At 64.7% G+C, this 18,012-nt stretch carries 17 protein-coding genes; 14 read left to right on the top strand and 3 right to left on the bottom strand.

Features of this window, described 5'->3' with window-relative positions; translation table 11 throughout:
- Nucleotide 1: 1 nt before the first annotated feature.
- The 13 genes from AC5P8Y_RS14290 (at nucleotide 2) to AC5P8Y_RS14230 (ending at nucleotide 13,048) form a co-directional block, all read left to right on the top strand.
- A complete protein-coding gene (locus tag AC5P8Y_RS14290) occupies nucleotides 2–553 on the top strand; it encodes an imm11 family protein (RefSeq protein WP_197572800.1) in 552 nt (183 codons plus the stop codon).
- 722 nt (nucleotides 554–1,275) lie between these two features.
- Nucleotides 1,276–1,950 (top strand): hypothetical protein, encoded by a 675-nt coding sequence (locus tag AC5P8Y_RS14285; protein WP_033834608.1) that lies wholly within the window; start codon nucleotides 1,276–1,278, stop codon nucleotides 1,948–1,950.
- A gap of 395 nt (nucleotides 1,951–2,345) precedes the next feature.
- Nucleotides 2,346–2,798: a hypothetical protein gene (locus AC5P8Y_RS14280; protein ID WP_033834609.1), complete on the top strand. Its 453-nt coding sequence runs from the start codon at nucleotides 2,346–2,348 to the stop codon at nucleotides 2,796–2,798.
- A 74-nt stretch (nucleotides 2,799–2,872) separates the two neighbouring features.
- Nucleotides 2,873–3,691: a VENN motif pre-toxin domain-containing protein gene (locus AC5P8Y_RS14275; RefSeq protein WP_053451608.1), complete on the top strand. Its 819-nt coding sequence runs from the start codon at nucleotides 2,873–2,875 to the stop codon at nucleotides 3,689–3,691.
- A gap of 196 nt (nucleotides 3,692–3,887) precedes the next feature.
- Nucleotides 3,888–4,295, top strand: coding sequence for a hypothetical protein (locus tag AC5P8Y_RS14270; protein WP_141097868.1), 408 nt, complete (start codon nucleotides 3,888–3,890; stop codon nucleotides 4,293–4,295).
- Nucleotides 4,296–4,553: 258 nt separating this feature from the next.
- The gene (locus AC5P8Y_RS14265) at nucleotides 4,554–5,300 is read left to right on the top strand and encodes an N-acetylmuramoyl-L-alanine amidase (RefSeq protein ID WP_033834611.1); all 747 of its coding nucleotides are present in this window, start codon (nucleotides 4,554–4,556) and stop codon (nucleotides 5,298–5,300) included.
- A 67-nt stretch (nucleotides 5,301–5,367) separates the two neighbouring features.
- Nucleotides 5,368–6,534 (top strand): murein transglycosylase A, encoded by a 1,167-nt coding sequence (mltA, locus tag AC5P8Y_RS14260; RefSeq protein WP_049402885.1) that lies wholly within the window; start codon nucleotides 5,368–5,370, stop codon nucleotides 6,532–6,534.
- 108 nt (nucleotides 6,535–6,642) lie between these two features.
- On the top strand, nucleotides 6,643–6,957 hold the full coding sequence (locus AC5P8Y_RS14255; RefSeq protein ID WP_495202029.1) for a hypothetical protein: 315 nt from the start codon (nucleotides 6,643–6,645) through the stop codon (nucleotides 6,955–6,957).
- 107 nt (nucleotides 6,958–7,064) lie between these two features.
- A complete protein-coding gene (locus AC5P8Y_RS14250) occupies nucleotides 7,065–9,110 on the top strand; it encodes a TonB-dependent receptor (RefSeq protein WP_049402858.1) in 2,046 nt (681 codons plus the stop codon).
- Nucleotides 9,111–9,224: 114 nt separating this feature from the next.
- Nucleotides 9,225–10,286 carry a two-component system sensor histidine kinase NtrB gene (locus AC5P8Y_RS14245; RefSeq protein ID WP_033834635.1) on the top strand — a complete coding sequence of 354 codons (1,062 nt, stop codon included), beginning with the start codon at nucleotides 9,225–9,227 and terminating at the stop codon, nucleotides 10,284–10,286.
- Nucleotides 10,279–11,727: a nitrogen regulation protein NR(I) gene (ntrC, locus tag AC5P8Y_RS14240; RefSeq protein WP_033834614.1), complete on the top strand. Its 1,449-nt coding sequence runs from the start codon at nucleotides 10,279–10,281 to the stop codon at nucleotides 11,725–11,727. The genes AC5P8Y_RS14245 and ntrC overlap by 8 nt, the downstream gene beginning before the upstream one ends.
- Before the next feature lie 93 nt (nucleotides 11,728–11,820).
- On the top strand, nucleotides 11,821–12,390 hold the full coding sequence (locus AC5P8Y_RS14235) for a superoxide dismutase family protein (protein ID WP_005407586.1): 570 nt from the start codon (nucleotides 11,821–11,823) through the stop codon (nucleotides 12,388–12,390).
- A 31-nt stretch (nucleotides 12,391–12,421) separates the two neighbouring features.
- Nucleotides 12,422–13,048 (top strand): superoxide dismutase family protein, encoded by a 627-nt coding sequence (locus AC5P8Y_RS14230; protein WP_005411864.1) that lies wholly within the window; start codon nucleotides 12,422–12,424, stop codon nucleotides 13,046–13,048.
- Between the two features lie 100 nt (nucleotides 13,049–13,148).
- Here the strand turns inward: AC5P8Y_RS14230 and AC5P8Y_RS14225 are convergent, their stop codons facing one another.
- Nucleotides 13,149–14,216: a TonB family protein gene (locus tag AC5P8Y_RS14225; protein WP_231522456.1), complete on the bottom strand. Its 1,068-nt coding sequence runs from the start codon at nucleotides 14,214–14,216 to the stop codon at nucleotides 13,149–13,151.
- A 98-nt stretch (nucleotides 14,217–14,314) separates the two neighbouring features.
- On the bottom strand, nucleotides 14,315–15,202 hold the full coding sequence (locus AC5P8Y_RS14220) for a hypothetical protein (RefSeq protein WP_005407588.1): 888 nt from the start codon (nucleotides 15,200–15,202) through the stop codon (nucleotides 14,315–14,317).
- A 93-nt stretch (nucleotides 15,203–15,295) separates the two neighbouring features.
- Between AC5P8Y_RS14220 and AC5P8Y_RS14215 the strand changes: the two genes are divergently transcribed.
- Nucleotides 15,296–16,591: an acetyl-CoA C-acetyltransferase gene (locus tag AC5P8Y_RS14215; protein WP_012478738.1), complete on the top strand. Its 1,296-nt coding sequence runs from the start codon at nucleotides 15,296–15,298 to the stop codon at nucleotides 16,589–16,591.
- A 119-nt stretch (nucleotides 16,592–16,710) separates the two neighbouring features.
- Here AC5P8Y_RS14215 and AC5P8Y_RS14210 read toward each other — a convergent pair whose 3' ends face one another.
- Nucleotides 16,711–18,006 (bottom strand): heme biosynthesis HemY N-terminal domain-containing protein, encoded by a 1,296-nt coding sequence (locus AC5P8Y_RS14210; protein ID WP_049402856.1) that lies wholly within the window; start codon nucleotides 18,004–18,006, stop codon nucleotides 16,711–16,713.
- Nucleotides 18,007–18,012: the final 6 nt, after the last annotated feature.

The following is an 18,012-nucleotide window of genomic DNA, read 5'->3' as shown; positions in this document are numbered from 1 at the left end:
CATGAGCATTGCAGAGCGATGGACTCTAGGGAATATCAATCATGTGGATAACTGGCTCTTCATAGATCCTCCCGTCAACTTCATGGAACCTGGGACCTACAGCCTTGATCTCGTGAATTGTGGGGTTGAGGTCGATTACTCTCTTGCCGGGTATGCAAGTGTTCCAGTGGTAAGTGCGAGATTTCGAGATGCGCTTGTTGGCTTGCCTGAGTTCGATGAGCCCTATATGAATGTCGTTGTCGAACCATTGATCATCGAGGGTCAGGATGTTCGTGGCGAGTACTCTGTATTGATCGTGGAGACGCGCGTTGACTGCGTAGACGAAGGTCGTTCCGATTTCATGAAGTTTGAAGAGGATGATCCGGTCAGACCGGATCTCGCGGGTCAGTACAGGGCGTTCACGAAACTCATTGTCGATCGAGAGAGGATCGGCGCGAGGCATATTTTCCGAATCGAGAAATTCATGGGCGCGTTGATCGTGAGTGAAGAGGTGAGGCGTCGCCTGGATGAGGCTGGGGTGGTTGGTGCGGTCTACGATCCTGTTACTGAATGAGTAATCAATCAGTACATGGAAAGTTGACAAAATGCGTGGCGCTACCGACCTGTTATGGGTATGTATCTATCCATCTGGTCGGCGTGCTTGGTCGCAGGGGCGATTGTCTTCCTCGATTCTGAGTTCCGAATCAGCTCCCTCCGCTGCGGTCAGATGCGCGTGGTGGCACTCATTCCATGTGATCTACTGTGGGGTTTGGTTCGCTGTATCCTCATGCTTGGGTTGGTCACCCTACCTGTCCTGAGTATCGTGGCGATCGTGCGCTTCATGCGGCACCGCAGCTGCGGGCGTCCTGAACTATTTTGCTTATTTGTTCGTTGGTTGTTTTCGGACTTTCCGCGACGTACTTCACTTCCTGCTGGATATCCGCTCAGGGCCAAGGGGGGGGGCAGCGGTGCTTCGGGTGATCGGCGTCCGGCAAGTGCAGACTCCATATGAATGAAACAGGTTCAATCAGCTCGGCAGTAGCGATATGAGCAATGTGGGCAAGATGACGAAGTGGTCGATCGCGCTTCTGTCAATCGCCAGTGTACTGGCTACGATTTGTCCATGATCAGTTCCCGCCTCCCTGTTTCCGCACCGCTGGCACTGGCCCTTGCGGCCTGCGCGGCTAGCGCGCCGGTGCAGCACACCCCGTTCGTCACCTGGGTGTGGTCGCCGAACCAGAACGCGCACACGCCGGATGGAATGGATGATGTGATTTCTGTGAGGACGAGGAATCAGTGAGTACTGAGGGCATTGCAATCCATCTTCAGGCACGGCCTGACAGAGCCATCTCGATTGCCGAGAGGCATCTCCATGTCATGGATAGGATGTCGGCAATCGAGTGCCCATTGGGATTCCATGCTCTCGAGCTGCCGCCTGTACCCGACTGTGGAGGAGAATTGCTGGCAAGCTATGAGATCAAGACTGGACTGAAAGGTCTGTCGATCATCGGTACATACGCTTTCAGGGGGACCGGGTACGACTACGCGGATGTGGCTGCGTTGGACGAGATCACTCTGTATGGGTTCAGAAGCAGCAACAAGGCACGGGACTATCCGAGCGTTCTGACGAACTGCGTCGCTTCTGTTGCCGAGGCGTTCGGTGCGTACAGAGTGAAGGTCACGTACGGCATGCATTCGATGGACTATCAGGACGGTGTGGGCCGAGAGGGGCCAACCCTTGAGGATCTGAAAGCTGCTGGAGTCAAGGATTTCGACGGCAGGAAGAACATCCTGACGATGTACCCTGCCCAGTTCTGGGATGCCCGGCTTTGCAGCGACGCACTTGGATTTGGACCCGAGGAGGTTTCCTCCCGCCTTGAAGGTAAGGTTGATAAGGTGGAACTGACAGCGAGTGGTGTCTACATTCTCCTGAGTGACAAGGTTGATCTTTCCTATGAGGAGTATCTGTAGTTCAATCGCCGCGCAAAAGCGCTTCTGGGTTTGCAGTAGTCCGGAGCGTGACGGGATGACCCGACGGGTTACGTAACGCACCTCATCGATCCGAGCACCAGTAGTCTGATCAACATCACGGTGCCTGGAGCACATGCATTGGATCCGGGCTTTGTGATCCGACAGGTGCATACGAATGGATCCGGTGGATTCTCAGTCTCAACCAGAGGCTGGGGTACGGGTTCGAGTCCAATGTTCAACTAGAATTCGTGGGCCGATAGACAAGTGTGGAGTTCCAGTACGCGCGATATTGGTAGCGAAATTGGCAAGTTGCAGTGGCTTTGGAGTACTTTTCCCTCGAGGCAGAAACGCATGAGCTACCGGGGCCCTGATGGAAAGATGGTGGAGGTCTGCCAGTGAGTGAGCGTGAGTTGGGGGCAAAGATTGTGTCCGTGATTGCCAGTTCCGCGCTTGGAGGGGCTTTATTCATAGGCATTCCGCTGAGTTATCGGATAGGCAGTCTTTCGCAGGCTGCAATTTTCGCATCGCTGGTTTGCGCCATAGCTGCTGTGTTGGGCCTCATCTTCGGTGTGCCTGGGGTTATGCTTGTGGATAAATTTCTTCCGCGGCTCAAAGCTCGCCATGTTGTAGCTGCACCAGTCTGTGCCTTGTTGGCGTGGCTCGCGTTCGAGGGTGCCTTCTCTCCTGGCGCTTGGATAAAGGTCTGGACCAGTCCTTCCTTTTGGCTTGAGTGGGCTCCCAGGCGCGCTGGCATCATGCTTTTCATTGGGTTGGCCGCGGGTGCCTTCTACATGTTGATCTGGCCGCGGATTGGACGAATGATGAAGGTCAACACGGCCTGTGATTGAGGGCGATGGAATCGGGTGCCTGTGCGCAGCAAGGTGGCGGCGGCTGACAGCCAGGCATACAGCGGCGCGGGGAAGTGGGGCGCCTCGATGACTACAACCGTGCACTGAACGCAGTGACGACGGCGCTGGTGAGTGGTGTGGCGGGACAGGGCGCTGGTCAGGTCGCGCCCAATGCACTGGCGCCATATGCCGCTTACTTCATCGGCAGCAAGCTGGACCCGAGCCACGGCAGCGATCCCAATGCGACTCTGCACTTTCTGTCGCATACGGTGTTGGGTGCGCCGCTGGCGGAAGCCAATGGAGGCAGCGCGGGAACCGAAGCGGTGTCCGCGACCGGCGGCGAGTTGGCCGCGAGAGTGCTGACCAATTCGTTGACCGGCGGAAACCCCGCCAAGCTGAGCCCGGAACAGAAGGAGGTGGCGCTGGCGCTGTCGCACGCGGTCGGAGTACTGGCGGGTGGCTTGTTAGCGCAGGATCTGGCTGGGATCACGTTGAATGCGGGGATTGCCAAGAATTCGGTTGAGAACAACTTCCTTGCGGAAGAACAGGCTCGTGCAATGAAGCAGCAGCTCGACGAGTGCGGCGGCGACACTTCATGCCAGAAGACGGTGCGTGATGTTGTTAAGCAACTGTCGGAGCGAATGGACTACGGGCTGCTATCGGTGTGTAGCGCGAACTCGTCGAGCCCTGCGTGTCAGGTGTTTGTCAATGCGGCCGTCTCCTACAAGTACGGCTCGTGGCCCGGAGTGCTTGGGCTGTTCGATGAACTTGGTCACAGTAGCGAGGCGCTTTCCTCGTTCGGCCACTCCCTGAACGGACGTGCCTATCGTGAGCTGATTTTTGAGAGTGGGGGCTCCAGCCGGTCTATATCCTGCCTCAAGAACACACTGTAGCTGCACTGGCGGAGTAGGCCGGGAATCTTGACAGGACGATTGATCAGTACGGCCTCTTCTCGAAGGAATCATCAGCTGAGCTGGGGCTTGGACTTTCGAAGGTACTGCTTCGAAAATATGGCGCTGTTACCATAATCGAAGGGAGCGGAGGCCTCGGGAAGGGTGCGAAGGCGGGCAGTTCTGAAGCACTGCGATGATGAGTTTGGAAGAAAATTCTCTGGCGAAGAAATTATTAATGGAAAGTGGGTGGCTTTTAATGTCGGATAGTTTCGAAAAATTCTCTTGCATTGATTTTACGGCTCTGTATGGAAGTGTGGTTTCGTTGAGGGCTTTTCTTGTTGTTCGTGGTAGGGAATGCTTTCTGGTGGATAGTCGTGATCATCAATTTTCTGATCTTAGGATGGATGTGTGTTCACCTGGTCTCGAAAGGTTGCTTGATGAGGCAGTGGGGGGATGGGTTGGTGGTGTTTCCTCATACTTTGATGAGATCCTCATATCGGGAGTAGTTCGCGAAGCGACGACCCGGAGAGACCTTGCGTCCATTGCGGAAGTTTCAAGACTTACACTTTTCAGGGATGAATTGGTGTTTGAAGTGATAGTTTGATGTTGGTTGTTTGCGGATACTGATTGGTACTTTGTGGTCTGATTGAGGTTGTGGGTTTTTGATTATTTTGGTTGTCATTGGAGAGTGGGGTTGTGTCTAGTGTCGGGCGAGGTGTTTGCGTGCAATTGTTTCTATGGGCTCGTGCGGGTCATTAGGCGAATTGTGGTTGTCGAATATCCGGTTTCAGGGCCAAGGGGTGTCTGGGAGATCGGCACTTCGCGCCGAACGACTGCTGCAGTCCATGGTTACAATCCGTCCATGATCAGCCCCCGCCTTCTGGTTTCCGCACTGCTGGCGCTCGCCCTGACGGCCTGCACCGCCACCGCGCCCGTGCAGCACAACCCGCTCGCCACCTGGGTGCCGTCACCCAACCAGAACGCGCGCACGCCACTCATCATCGTCATCCACCACACCGAGCAGAAGTCGGTGCAGCAGAGCCTGCATACGCTGCGTACCGCCAACAGTGGTGGGCCGGTCAGTGCGCACTACCTGATCGGCGCCGATGGCCATCGCTATCAACTGGTCGCCGATGAGCGCCGTGCCTGGCACGCCGGTGCCGGGCGCTGGGGCACCATCACCGATCTCAACTCGGCTTCGATCGGCATCGAGCTCGACAACGATGGCCGCAGCCGGTTCAGTGCGGCGCAGATCGAATCACTGATCCTGCTGCTGCGCGACCTCACCACCCGCCTGAACATCCCGCCGCGCCAGGTGATTGGCCACGCCGATCTGGCGCCGACGCGCAAGCAGGATCCGAGCCGCTTCTTCCCCTGGCAGCAGTTGGCCGAGGCCGGCTTTGGCGTGTGGCCGCGCGCGGCCGACGGTGCTGCGCCAGAGGGTTTCGACGCGTGGAATGCGCTGGCCCGCTTTGGCTATTCGCTGGACAACCGCGAGGCCACCGTCGCCGCCTTCCACCGCCGTTTCCGTGGCCGCGACGACCTGCCGAAGACGCTGGATGCCGAAGACGCGCGCATCCTGTACTCGCTGCTGCTGCAGACGCCGTGACCCCGCGCATGAACGCTTGGCCCCGCGCTGGGTTGCCGCCCAGCGGCCGGCCCGCCACCATGGCGGCATGATCGATTCCGCTACCTTCTTCAAGCGCAGGCACTGGACCCTGTTGGCAGCGGCGGTGCTCGCCGGTTGCGCCACCACCGCTCCCCGCACGGGTTCCGAAGCGCCCACGCCGACCTCACCGCCGGCGGCCACCTACGCCAGGGTCGACTGGAAAGCCCTGCCAGCGGTCTCCAACAGCGATCTGCAGGCCGGTTTCGTTGCCTGGCGCAGCAGCTGCACCCGCCTGAAGAACGATGCGGTCTGGGCCAGACCCTGCGCCACCGCCGCAGCAGTGTCAGACAAGGACCCGGCCGCGATCCGCCAGTTCCTGCAGCGCGACCTTGATGCCTATGCGCTGCGTGCCGGTGGCCACCAGGCCGACGGACTGATTACCGGCTACTACGAGCCGATCTATGCCGGCAGCCTGACCCGCACCGACAAGGCGACGGTGCCGGTCTACGGCACTCCCGATGATCTGGTGGTGGTGCAGCTGGAGAGCCTCTACCCGGAACTGAAGGGCAAGCGCCTGCGCGGTCGCGTCGAAGGCAAGGTGCTCAAGCCCTATGACGACGCCGGCACCATCGCGGCCAAGGGCGCCAACGCCCCGGTGCTGGCCTGGCTGACCGACCCGATGGACCTGCAGCTGCTGCAGATCCAGGGGTCCGGCCGCGTGCGCCTGGCCGATGGCAAGCAGGTGCGGCTGGCCTATGCGGAACAGAATGGCCACCCCTACCGCGCCGTCGGGCGCTGGCTGGTCGACCAGGGCCAGCTGAAGAAGGAAGACGTCACCATGGACGCGATCCGCGCCTGGGCCCGGGCCAATCCCGCGCGCGTGCCGGAACTGCTGCGCAGCAACCCCAGCTACGTGTTCTTCGTGCGCAACCCGGACAGCCCGGAAGGCCCGCGTGGTTCGCTGAACGTGCCGCTCACCGCCGGCTACAGCGTGGCGGTGGACCGCAGCGTGGTGCCGCTGGGCAGCCTGCTGTGGCTCTCCACCACGCGCCCGGACGGCACCCCGGTGGTGCGCCCGGTGGCCGCGCAGGACACCGGCGGCGCCATCGCCGGTGAGGTGCGCGCCGACCTGTACTGGGGCAGCGGCGATGCCGCCGGCAAGCTGGCCGGCGACATGAAGCAGAAGGGCAATATCTGGATGCTGTGGCCGAAGGGCGTGCCCCTGCCGAACTGAACCAGCAGGGGTCGGATCCCTTTCCAAAGGGAAGGGCTCTGACCCCGGATGCCTGATAATGGCGCCATTCCGAACTTTCCGGCCGCGCCTGCGGCCAGGACCCCTGCAATGACCTACGCAAAGCACAACGCAAAACCCGGCGCGAAGTCCGCCGCAAAGAAGTACTACAAGCACTGGGCCGAATCGGGCCTGGGCAAGGGCAACGTGCTGATGGAAGCCCGTGGCGAGAAGATCGTGCGCCAGGTGGAAATCTACGGCACCAGGATGGTCTGGGCCGACGAGCAGGCCTACAGCGACGACCGCTTCCTGCTGGCCGACCAGCCAGTGTCGTTCCTGGATTTCGACGAGGACGACGAAATCTCCGCGCGTGAATTCGAAGCCGCCTGGAAGAAGGCACGGGAAGCCACCGGCTACCCGGTGTAATCCCAGCCCCCGGCACCCGCCCTTGTAGCGCCGAGCCTTGCTCGACGCTGCAAAAGCGGGCATGTGAAATGTTATATGATTACATTTCACCGCAGCCGCCCCTTCCCATGAAGACTCCCACCCTTGTGGCCGCCCTCGCGGCCGCTCCGTTCGCCCCTGAAGCTTTCGCACAGTCCGCCGATGCCGCGCTCACCCTCGGCAAGGTGCAGGTGCACCAGCATGGCGAAGGCCAGCTCAGCGCGCGCCAGGTGCTGACTTCGGTGGACGTGCTCGGCGCGGACCAGATCGAAGACCGCAACGTCTCGCACAGCTGGGAGCTGCTGGGGCAGATGCCCGGCATCCAGCTCACCGAAACGCGGCAGGGGGCCGAATCGGGCAAGGTCAGCTTCCGCGCCTTCAACGGCGAGGGCTACCTCAACGCCATCAAGACCCTCATCGACGGCATCCCCAGCAACGTCAACAGTGGCAACCAGCGCTTCATCGACATGCTGTTCCCGCTGGACATCAGCTACATCGAAGTGGTGCGCGGGACCAACGACCCGCGCTATGGGCTGCACAACATCGGTGGCAACGTGAACTTCGGTACGCGTCAGGGCGGCAGCTACACCGATGCGCGCCTGGCCTACGGCAGCTACAACACCCGTGATGCACAGCTGGCGGTTGGCCGCGAAGCCAATGGCTTCGCGCAGAACTATTTTGTTGGCACCCAGGCCAGCGATGGCTATCGCGACCACGACACCTCGAAGAAGTACTCGCTGGGCGGCAAGTGGTTCTTCGGCACGCTGGACGAAGGGCTGCGCGTGGGCCTGACGGCGCGCGCCTATCACCATGAGGCCGACGAACCCGGCTTCATGACCGCCGAGGAACTGCGCACGCACCGCCGTGGCAGCGAGCTGCGCAACGGCAATGATGGCGATGACCGCGACATGCGGCAGATCGCCGCGCACGTCGACCTGAAGCTGTCCGACGCACTCACCTTCGGCACGCGGCTCTACTACAACCGCTATGAAGACGACCGCCGCGTGACCTTCAGCGACCTGCCCACCGGCAACCTGCCGCGTCAGCGCCGCGTGTGGGATGAGCGCCAGACTGGCCTGTTCAGCACGCTGACCTGGCAGGCCAGCCCAGCGCTTACCCTCGAAGGCGGCTTGAACTACGAGCAGCAGGACAACGGCTATATCCGCGAGCGCTACGCCTACGCCGAACCCACCGATTTCAGCCAGCCGCCGGCGCGGGTGCAGAACAACGATCGCCACAGCTTCGACAACTGGGGTGCCTACGTGCAGGCCGTCTACCAGCCGGTCGAGGCTTGGAAGATCGTGCCGGCCTATCGTATCGATCGCTTCAGTGGCAGCACGCACCTGATGAATGGCGTCCGCGGACGCCTGCAGGACTACGGCACCATCGGTCAGCCCAAGCTGAGCGTCATCCACAGCCTGGGCCAGACCACCCACGTCTACGCGAACTGGGGCCGCACCTTCCAGGTACTGACCGGGTCCACCGCGCCGGCCTACCTCACCCCCGGGCAGGCACCGATGCAGCCGTCCACCAACACCGGCATGGAGCTGGGCCTGAAATTCCAGCCGTTTGCCGGCAGCCAGGCACGCCTGGCGGTGTGGCAGCAGGACGCGGAAAACGAGGTATCCAACATGCCGGCCACCGGCACCACGGTCACCCTGGGCAAGACCCGCCGACGCGGCGTGGATGCGCAGCTGAGCCTGCAACTGGGCGACGACTGGACGGTATGGGCCTCGCACGCCTACCAGGAAGCGAAGATCACCCGCGACGACCGCGATGCCGGCATTTCCCTGCAGGGCCGCGAAGTGGCTGCCACCCCGCGCCATATCAGCAATCTGGGTGTGGATTACCGCGCCGCTGATGCGCTGCGGCTGGGCCTGCAGGCGCGTGCACAGGGCGATTACTACCTGGAAGAACGCAACGTGGCCGGCAAGTTCGGTGGCTTCGCCGTGCTCGACCTCAGTGCGGCCTATCAGCTCACCCCGCGTTTCAGCGTGGACCTGCAGCTGAAGAACGTCACCGGCCGCCAGTACGCCTACGCCTGGTACGACAGCTTCTTCTGGGACAGCGCCCGCCCGATGTTCTCGCCGGCCCCGGGCCGCAGCGTGTTCGTCGGCCTGAACATGAAGCTGTAACCGGCCACGCATCTGGTAGTGGTCGAGCTTGCTCGACCTGCGGCAGGGGTCAGAGCCCTTTCCTGACGGAATGGGATCCGACCCCGGACCCCCGTTTTGCACTACATTGGTGCAATGTCCGACCCCGCACCCCCGCCGTCCCTCGATGCCCTGGGCACGCCGCTGGCCTGGGCCGGGGCCGATGGCTGCATTGCCGGCTGCAATCCGGCCTTCGCCCGCTGGCTGGGCGTCAGCGTCCGGCGCCTGCTGGGTCGGCCATTGGTCGCCTTGGAAGTGCAGGGCGAGGCGTTGGCCCATTTCCTGGCCCGCGACGAGCGCGACAGCCTGCGCCTGAACCGGCTGGCGCTGGCGGTGCCCGGCGAGGCGCCGCGCTTCGCCGAGGGCTGGATGAGCCGCCGCGACGATGGCGGCTGGCTGCTGGAGGCGCATCCGGTCGATGAGTTCCCAGGACTCGATCCCACCCAGGCGCTGCCCAGCGCGCTCAGCGCGGCGCTGAAGGGGCTGGCCCACGAACTGCGTAATCCGCTGGCCGGGCTGAAGGGCGCGGCGCAGCTGCTGGCGCGGCGTGCCGCTCAGCGCGACGCCGGCGAACGTGAGCTGATCGAACTGATCGGTTCGGAGATCGAGCGCCTCAACGGCCTGCTCGACCAGCTGCTGTCGCCGGCCCCGGCCGCGCCGCATGCCGAACTGAACATCCATGCCGCGCTGGAACGCGTGCTGCGCCTGGCCGAGAGCGAAGCCGGCTGGGCGGTGCGCCTGCAGCGTGACTACGACCCCAGCATCCCCGAATTCCATGGTGACGCCGACCGCCTCACCCAGGCGGTCTGGAACCTGGTGCGCAACGCGATCCAGGCCGGCGCCGGCAACATCACCCTGCGCACCCGCGTGGAGCATGGCGTGCGCATTGCCGAGCAGCTGCACACGCTGGCGTTGCGCCTGGAAATCGCCGATGACGGCCGTGGCGTTCCCGAGGAACTGGCTGAACACCTGTTCCTGCCCTTGGTGAGTGGCCGTGCCGAAGGCACTGGCCTGGGCCTGGCGCTGGCCCAGCAGGTGGCGCGCGAGCATCGCGGCACGCTGACCTACCGCTCGCGCCCGGGCCATACCGTGTTCACTCTGCTGCTGCCGATCGTCAGCGGCGCCGCCCCGGCCGAGGAGGTCCCGCGCGATGTCTGAGTCCTCTTCGTCCCCGCAGTGCATCTGGGTGGTCGATGACGATCGGGCCGTGCGCTTCGTGCTGTGCACCGCGCTACGCGAGGCGGGCTACCAGGTCCTCGATTTCGACAGCGCCGCACCCGCCCTGCAGGCGTTGAGCGAAAGCCCGCCACCGGCGCTGCTGTTCACCGATGTGCGCATGCCCGGCGACGATGGCCTGGTGCTGCTGGACAAGCTCAAGGCCGCGCTGCCGCAGCTGCCGGTGGTGGTGATGTCGGCCTATACCGATGTAGCCAGCACGGCCGGCGCGTTCCGCGGTGGCGCGCATGAATTCCTGTCCAAGCCGTTCGATCTGGACGATGCGGTGGCACTGGCGCAACGGGTGCTGCCGGCCGTCGCACCGGCATTGGCGGCGGCCACACCTGCGGCCGAAGCGCATAGCGACCAACCGCCGCAACTGGTGGGCGATACCCCGCCGATGCGCGCGCTGTTCCGCGCCATCGGTCGCCTGGCGCAGGCACCGCTGGCGGTGCTGATCACCGGCGAGACCGGCACCGGCAAGGAGCTGGTGGCCAATGCGCTGCATCGCGAATCACCGCGCGCGCAGGGGCCCTTCGTCGCGCTCAATACCGCTGCAATCCCGTCCGAGCTGCTGGAAAGCGAGTTGTTCGGCCACGAAGCCGGCGCCTTCACCGGCGCACAGCGCCGCCATATCGGCCGCTTCGAGCAGGCCGATGGCGGCACGCTGTTCCTGGATGAGATCGGCGACATGCCGCTGCCGTTGCAGACCCGGCTGCTGCGCGTGCTGGCGCAGGGCGAGTTCTTCCGCGTCGGTGGCCGTGAACTGATCCGCGTCGACGTGCGCGTGGTCGCCGCCACCCACCAGGACCTGGAAGGGCTGGTTGCACAAGGAAAGTTCCGCGCCGACCTGCTGCACCGCCTCGACGTGGTGCGCCTGCAGCTGCCACCGCTGCGCGAGCGCCGCGAGGACATCGCACAGCTGGCCAGTACGTTCCTGGCCGCCGCCGCGCGCAAGCTGGATACGCCGCCGAAGCGGCTGACCGCGGCCGCACTGCAGGCGCTGCGCGAACACGACTGGCCGGGCAACGTGCGCGAACTGGAAAACGTGTGCTGGCGGATGGCGGCGTTGGCGGCCGCCGACACCATCGGCGTGGCCGACGTCGATACCGCGCTCAACCGTACGCGCGGTCGTCGCAGCAGCACCACCAGCGCCGATCCAGGGCAGTGGGAAGCGCTGCTGGCCGAATGGGCACGCCGTCAGCTGGCCGAAGGCGTGGAAGGGCTGCACGCGCAGGTGCGCGAGCGGGTCGACCATGCCCTGCTGGAGGCCGCGCTGCAGATCACCCACGGCCGCCGTGCCGAAGCCGCGGCCCGCCTGGGCCTTGGCCGCAATACCCTTACCCGCAAGCTGGGCGCCGGACGCCGCCGCGGGGGCCATTGAACGGCCCCTGCACGCGATCCTCGCGCCCGCTTGCCGAACTGTTGATCGTTCATGGACGATGCAACGCTTAGTGTCATCTGCAAGGAGTCTTTGATGCGTCTGTCCTTTGCCATCCTGCCGTTGTCCGCCGCCGTGCTGCTGTCTGCCTGCGGCAGCGCGCCGAAAAAGACCGAACCTACTCCGCCGCCGCCGACCGTGGTCAGCGCAGCGAAGCAGGGCGAGGCCAATCTTGCGCCGGCCTCGGCCAGCATTGTCAGTGGCCGCATCGCACTGATGGTGGAGCCCGGCGGTATCCACATCACCGGCCTGATCGGTGGCCTGCAGCCGATGCAGCAGGCCGGCTTCCACATCCACGAGCGCGGCGACTGCAGTGCGGTGGATGCCAGCAGTGCCGGCAATCACTTCAATCCCGGTGGCGCTGCGCATGGCCGCGCCGGCACCGGCAAGCACCATCTGGGCGACATGGACAATCTGCGTGCCGACGCCCAGGGCCGCGCCAACGTCGATATCCACCTCAAGGGCGTTACCCTTGGCGGAGGCGCCGCCACCGATATCGCCGGACGTGCACTGGTCGTGCATGCCAACGCCGACGACTATCGCAGCCAGCCCGCCGGCAATGCCGGCGTCCGCATCGCCTGTGGCGTGATCCGGGTTGTCCGCTGATCACTGCAGGCATCATCCAGGGAGAGATTCCATGCGCTTGATCCACACTTCGCTGTTCGCAGCTATTGCTGCGCTGGGCCTGGCGGCCTGCAACCAGCAGCCGGCCGCGCCGCAGGCTGAAACCCCTCCGGCCGCGCCGGCCGACGGTGCCACCACCGAACCGGCTGCAACGCCGGCCCCGGCGGCTGCACCGGCTGCCGATGCTACGGCCAGCGCCGAGCTGGCACCGACCCAGGGCAACGAGACCAAGGGCAGCGTCACCTTCAAGGTGGTCGATGGCAAGGTCCACGTGACCGGCCAGATCAGCGGCCTGAAGCCGGGCAGCGAGCACGGCTTCCACATTCACGAGAAGGGCGACTGCAGCGCCCCGGATGGCATGAGCGCCGGTGGCCACTTCAACCCGGGCAAGCAGGATCACGGCAATGTCGCCACCGATCCGCACCACGGCGGCGACATGCCCAACATCAAGGCCGACGACAAGGGCGTGGCCACCATCGACGGCCCGGTGTCGAGCAACGTCAACATCGGCAAGGGTGATGACTTCGACATCATCGGCCGTGGCCTGATCGTCCACGCCGATGCGGATGACTACAAGACCCAGCCGACCGGCAATGCCGGCGCGCGCCTGGCGTGTGCGGTGATCCAGAAGGCGCCGTAAGCGCGCTCCTGCTGGAAATGGAAAACGCCGGCGCAAGCCGGCGTTTTTCTTGTATCCCTTCCTGTAGAGCCGAGCCGATGCTCGGCTGCCTTTGCTGCGGTCAGGGGTATCGCAGCAATGTGTCGCGTCGCTGCCGCAGTTCAGCGCATTCGGCAGGGCCGCTTTCACACAGGATCGAGATATCGGTCTGCATGTGGGCCTTGCCCGTCTTGGCATCGATCACTTCGCGCTTGAAGGTGCGCACCACGGCCGGTGCCGTGCGGTGGGGCGGCACCATCACCAGCCAGTGGGTCATGGTCACCGGCTTCAACCGTCCCTCGGTCATCTCGATTTCCCGCATGATCGCGCCAAGACTGGTGTTGTAGAGCGTCATCCCCGGCTGACTCGACTGATCCGGCGCAAGATCTACACCCTTCATCTTCGGCAGCGCTTCAACGAAGCCGGCGACGGTGCCGAATTCCAGCAGGGCATCATTTGCAATCACCACATCATCTGGCTCCGGCTCTGATGCCTCCGTGGCCGCTGGCTGGCGCCGCGGTTCGAAGTTGAATGACTGGGTGAAGCTGATCCAGGGGTGCTTCACGGGCGCGTCCGGCGGGCAGGTCAGCCGCCAGTTCCGTGCGGCGTTGAGCAGCGTGTCATCAATGCGTGCATCCCCGCTGCTCCGGCCGATCTTCACCTCCGTTTTTACCGGATCGCCGGCCCCCGGGCGCAACCAGACTTCCGCCGAGCCGCGCAAACCGCTGGACCGCACTGCGCTGGAGAACCTGGGTTCGTTGTCCGCCCAGCTCAGGCGGTCCAGCCGGCAAGCCGGTTCCGGAACAGGCACGACCGGTTGCGCGATGCCGCCAAGGCCCTTGCACTGATACTTCCAGCTGAGGGCCGCCTGCCGGGCTGCATCATCCAGCACCCGGTTGCGGGAGCCGTTCAGCACGCGCGCATCGTGGGCGCGGCCCTGCGCATCGACGTTGACCTGCACCTTGACCGTGTTGCTGAAGCTGATATGGCTGTCATAGACCTCGGGCTCCGCCACGGCAGCAGCGAAGGCCGGCGCAACTGTGCAGGTGGGTGTCGCGGCAACCGGTGCCGCTGCCTGGGCCATGATCGGAAGGCCACAGACGGCTGTGGCAAGCAGGGTCAGCCCTGCGCATTGAAGTGTATACAGCATGCAGTTCGTCCTTGATCGCGCATGAGTATCCATGCACAAGCCCGCAATGGTGGCACATCGCGCCGCCGAACCGGTTGGCGGCGCGTGGTGCGGCTTGATCAGCGCGCCAGCAGTTCGCGCGCGTCCTGGCCGGCCTCGCAGTGCACGAACAGTACCGGCACGCCATGTGCTTCCAGCACCGCGGCCATCTGTCGCTGGCGCATCAGGAACTGCTCGTAGATGCCCTTCAGGCGGTCGCAATCGTTCTTGCCGTGATCGTAGTGCGCGCACCAGCCGGCCGGATCGAACAGCGCCATGCGTGCTTCGCCATGCGTGTAACGCAGCAGCGGCTCGGGCGCGGCGTTGAGCCATTCGTCTTCACCGGGGGCCATGATCGCGGTCTCGATCAGCGGCCACAGCGCAGCCAGGCCCTGGTTGTCGTACTGCATCGACATCATCGCGGCCAGATCATTCACGGTGAAATAGCGCGCGTGCTCGATGCGGGCACCGAAGGTGTTCTGCGCCATCAACGCGGTGTCGGCATGGGCCATGCCGTTGGCCAGCAGCGTGTCTTCCAGCGCCTCGGCCACCGCATTGGTCGTCGCCACGTCGCTGCCGGTCAGCAGGAACGGCACCACGCGCAGGCCGCCGCCCACCAGGCTGGCGTCGGCCTGGAACGGTAGCGGCACGTCGCCCTGGGCGTCGGTACCAAAGGCCAGCAGGCGCGGGCCCTGGTTGCGGCCCGGGGCACGCATCTGCAGTTCTTCCAGGCGGCGGTGGATCGGCCAGCCCGGGCGCAGCACTTCGGCCGGGTCGAAATGGGCGGCGGCGAACACCAGGTCCAGCTCGGCCACCTGCGGCACCAGCTTGGACAGGTCGCGGCCGACGCGATCGGCCAGTTCACCGGCCTGTTCGGCGCTGAGTACCGCCTGGCGGGGGATTTCACCGCCGGCCAGTTCCAGGGCCAGCACGCCAAGGGCATTCATCGCGGGGTCGGGTTTGCTCATGGTTCCACGGTTGGCCCATCACAGGGCGGCAGCTACACTTGGCTCCATTATGCCTGCTCCGCCGTGCAGGCCATGTTGCAGACACCCTCATCCATGCCAGGTATCTCCATGCCCAACGCTCGTCCCGTCGCCATCCTCGGTGGCGTCCGCATTCCGTTCTGCCGCCAGAACACCGCGTATTCGGATGTCGGCAACCTCGGCATGTCGGTCCGTACGCTGGGCGCGCTGGTCGAACGGTTCGGCCTGCACGGCCAGCAGCTGGGTGAAGTGGCGATGGGTGCGGTGATCAAGCACTCCAGCGACTGGAACCTGGGCCGTGAAGCCACGCTGTCGTCCGGCCTGTCGCCGCTGACCCCGGGCATCACCCTGCAGCGCGCCTGTGGCACCTCGCTGGACAGCATCATCACTGTCGCCAACAAGATCGCGCTGGGCCAGATCGAATCGGGCATCGGCGGCGGTTCGGACACCACCTCCGACGTGCCGATCGTCTACGGCAAGAAGCTGCGCGCGCGCCTGCTGGCCGCCAACCGTGCCAAGAGCACCGGCGACAAGATCCGCGCGCTCACTTCCGGCTTCAAGTTCTCCGAGCTCAAGCCCGAGTTCCCGGGTGTGGCCGAGCCGCGCACCGGCAAGAGCATGGGCGACCACTGCGAGGACATGGCCAAGGAATGGAACATCTCGCGCGACTCGCAGGACGAGTGGGCGGTGTCCTCGCACAAGAAGCTGGCCGCTGCCTATGAGCGCGGTTTCTTCAACGATCTGATCGCACCGTTCCGTGGCGTCGAGCGCGACAACATCCTGCGTCCGGATACCTCGCTGGAAAAGCTGGCCACGCTGAAGCCGGCCTTCGACAAGGTCTCCGGCCGTGGCACCCTGACCGCCGCCAACTCCACGCCGCTGACCGATGGCGCCGCCGCGGTGCTGCTGGCCAGTGAAGAGTGGGCGCGTGCGCACGGCCATGAGCCGCAGGCGTACCTGCGCGATGCGCACGTCTCTGCGGTGGACTTCGTGCATGGCGAAGGCCTGCTGATGGCACCGACCGTGGCCGTGCCGGAGATGCTCAAGCGCAACGGCCTGACCCTGCAGGACTTCGACATCTACGAGATCCACGAGGCCTTCGCTGCACAGGTGCTGTGCACCCTGCGTGCGTGGGAGAGCGAGGATTACTGCCGCAACCGCCTGGGCCTGGATGCACCGATGGGCCGCATCGACCCGGACAAGATCAACCTGCTGGGCTCGTCGCTGGCCACCGGCCATCCGTTCGCCGCCACCGGTGCACGTGTGATTGCTACCGCAGCCAAGCAGCTGGCCGAACGCGGCGGTGGCCGCGCGCTGGTGTCGATCTGCACCGCCGGCGGCATGGGCGTGGTGGCGATCGTCGAACGCTGATCGTTGCGACCGCGCGCCAACCAAGGTTGGCGACTACCGGGTTCCACACATGAAAACGCCGCCCAATGGGCGGCGTTTTTTTGTTGCTCCGGTGGGCTCCGACCGTTGGTCGGCACGCCTCACGGCAACCGCGGGTTGCCGAACTCGTCGCGCTCTTCATTGGCGTCATACACCGGCGGCTGCACCGCGATCGGCTGCTCTTCCACCGTGGCACGCAATGGTGCCTCGCTGCCGCGCACCAGCGCCACGCTGTCCTCGCCGCGCTGCAGTCGCAGCGCATTGGCCAGGCACTGCGCGGCCAGCGCGTGCTCGCCACGCTGCGCGAACAGTTCACCCAGTGCCTCCCACGCCGGGGCACCGGCGCCGGCGGCGATGGCCTCGTGCAGGAACGTATCGGCAGCATCCCACTGCTGCTGGGCCAGGGCGACGCGGCCCTGCGCCAGATGCAGTGCGGCCGAGCCATCATGCACATTGCGCCAGCGCGCCAGGTTGGCCTGGCGGGTGGCCAGGCGCTCGGCCGGCAGACGGCCGTACAGCGCGACCAGTTCGTCGTCCCAGCGCTGGTCCAGCGCCTGTTCCAGCGCCAGCAGCGCCGGCTCATCCCAGTTCAGGGCCACCGCACGGCTGGCATAGGCGCCCACCACGTCCGGGGTCGGCCGCAGCGCCTTCGGCGTGGCTTCCCACTGTGCGGCCAATGCATTGACGTCGGCCGCTTCCAGCAGCGCCTGTGCGGCCAGGCGGGCTTCCAGTTCGCTGTTCGATTCGGCCGGCAGTACCTTGCTCTGGCGCAGCGCACCCAGCTGGCCATAGGCCTCGTGTGCGCGGCCGGCACGCGCCAGCGCTTCGGTACGCAGCCACAGGCCGCGCGGCGGCAGCGGCTGGATCGCCGCCACGTCCAATGCGTTGATCGCATCCACCGGCAGATCGCGCGCCAGCAGCTGTTCGGCGCGCAGCAGCGCCTGCAGGGTGGCATCGCTCTCGCCAAGACGCTGCAACAGCGATTCACCGGCGGGGCCGTCGGCACGTGCCCGTGCGCTGCGCACGGCATTGGCCAGCGCCACCGCGCTCACTTCAGGGTCCTTGGCAGCGCCATCCAGCAGCTTCTCGGCACGCTGCCACTGGCCGTGCTCGTAGGCCTGCAGGCCGTCGATCAGGCGCACCCGGCCCTGCTTGCGGCGGTAGCGGCCCCAGGCGCGGAACGGTGCGGCAATCAGGCTCCACAGCAGCCACAGCACCAGCACTGCGATCACCGACAGCAGCGCCACCTTCGGCAGGTTGCTGTGGTAGTCGTAACCGCCGTAGCGCAGGGTCACTTCACCGAAACGGTTGAGGTCATCGGCGCCCAGCCATTGCGCGGCCACCACGCCGATGGCCACCGCCAGCAACAGCACAACCAGGGATTGCAGGGGTTTCATGCGGGA

The sequence above is a fragment of the Stenotrophomonas sp. YJH_SMC_12-1 genome (assembly GCF_059370935.1).
The sequence above is the reverse complement of the archived record's forward strand: the minus strand, read 5'-3'. Positions and strand labels throughout refer to the sequence as shown.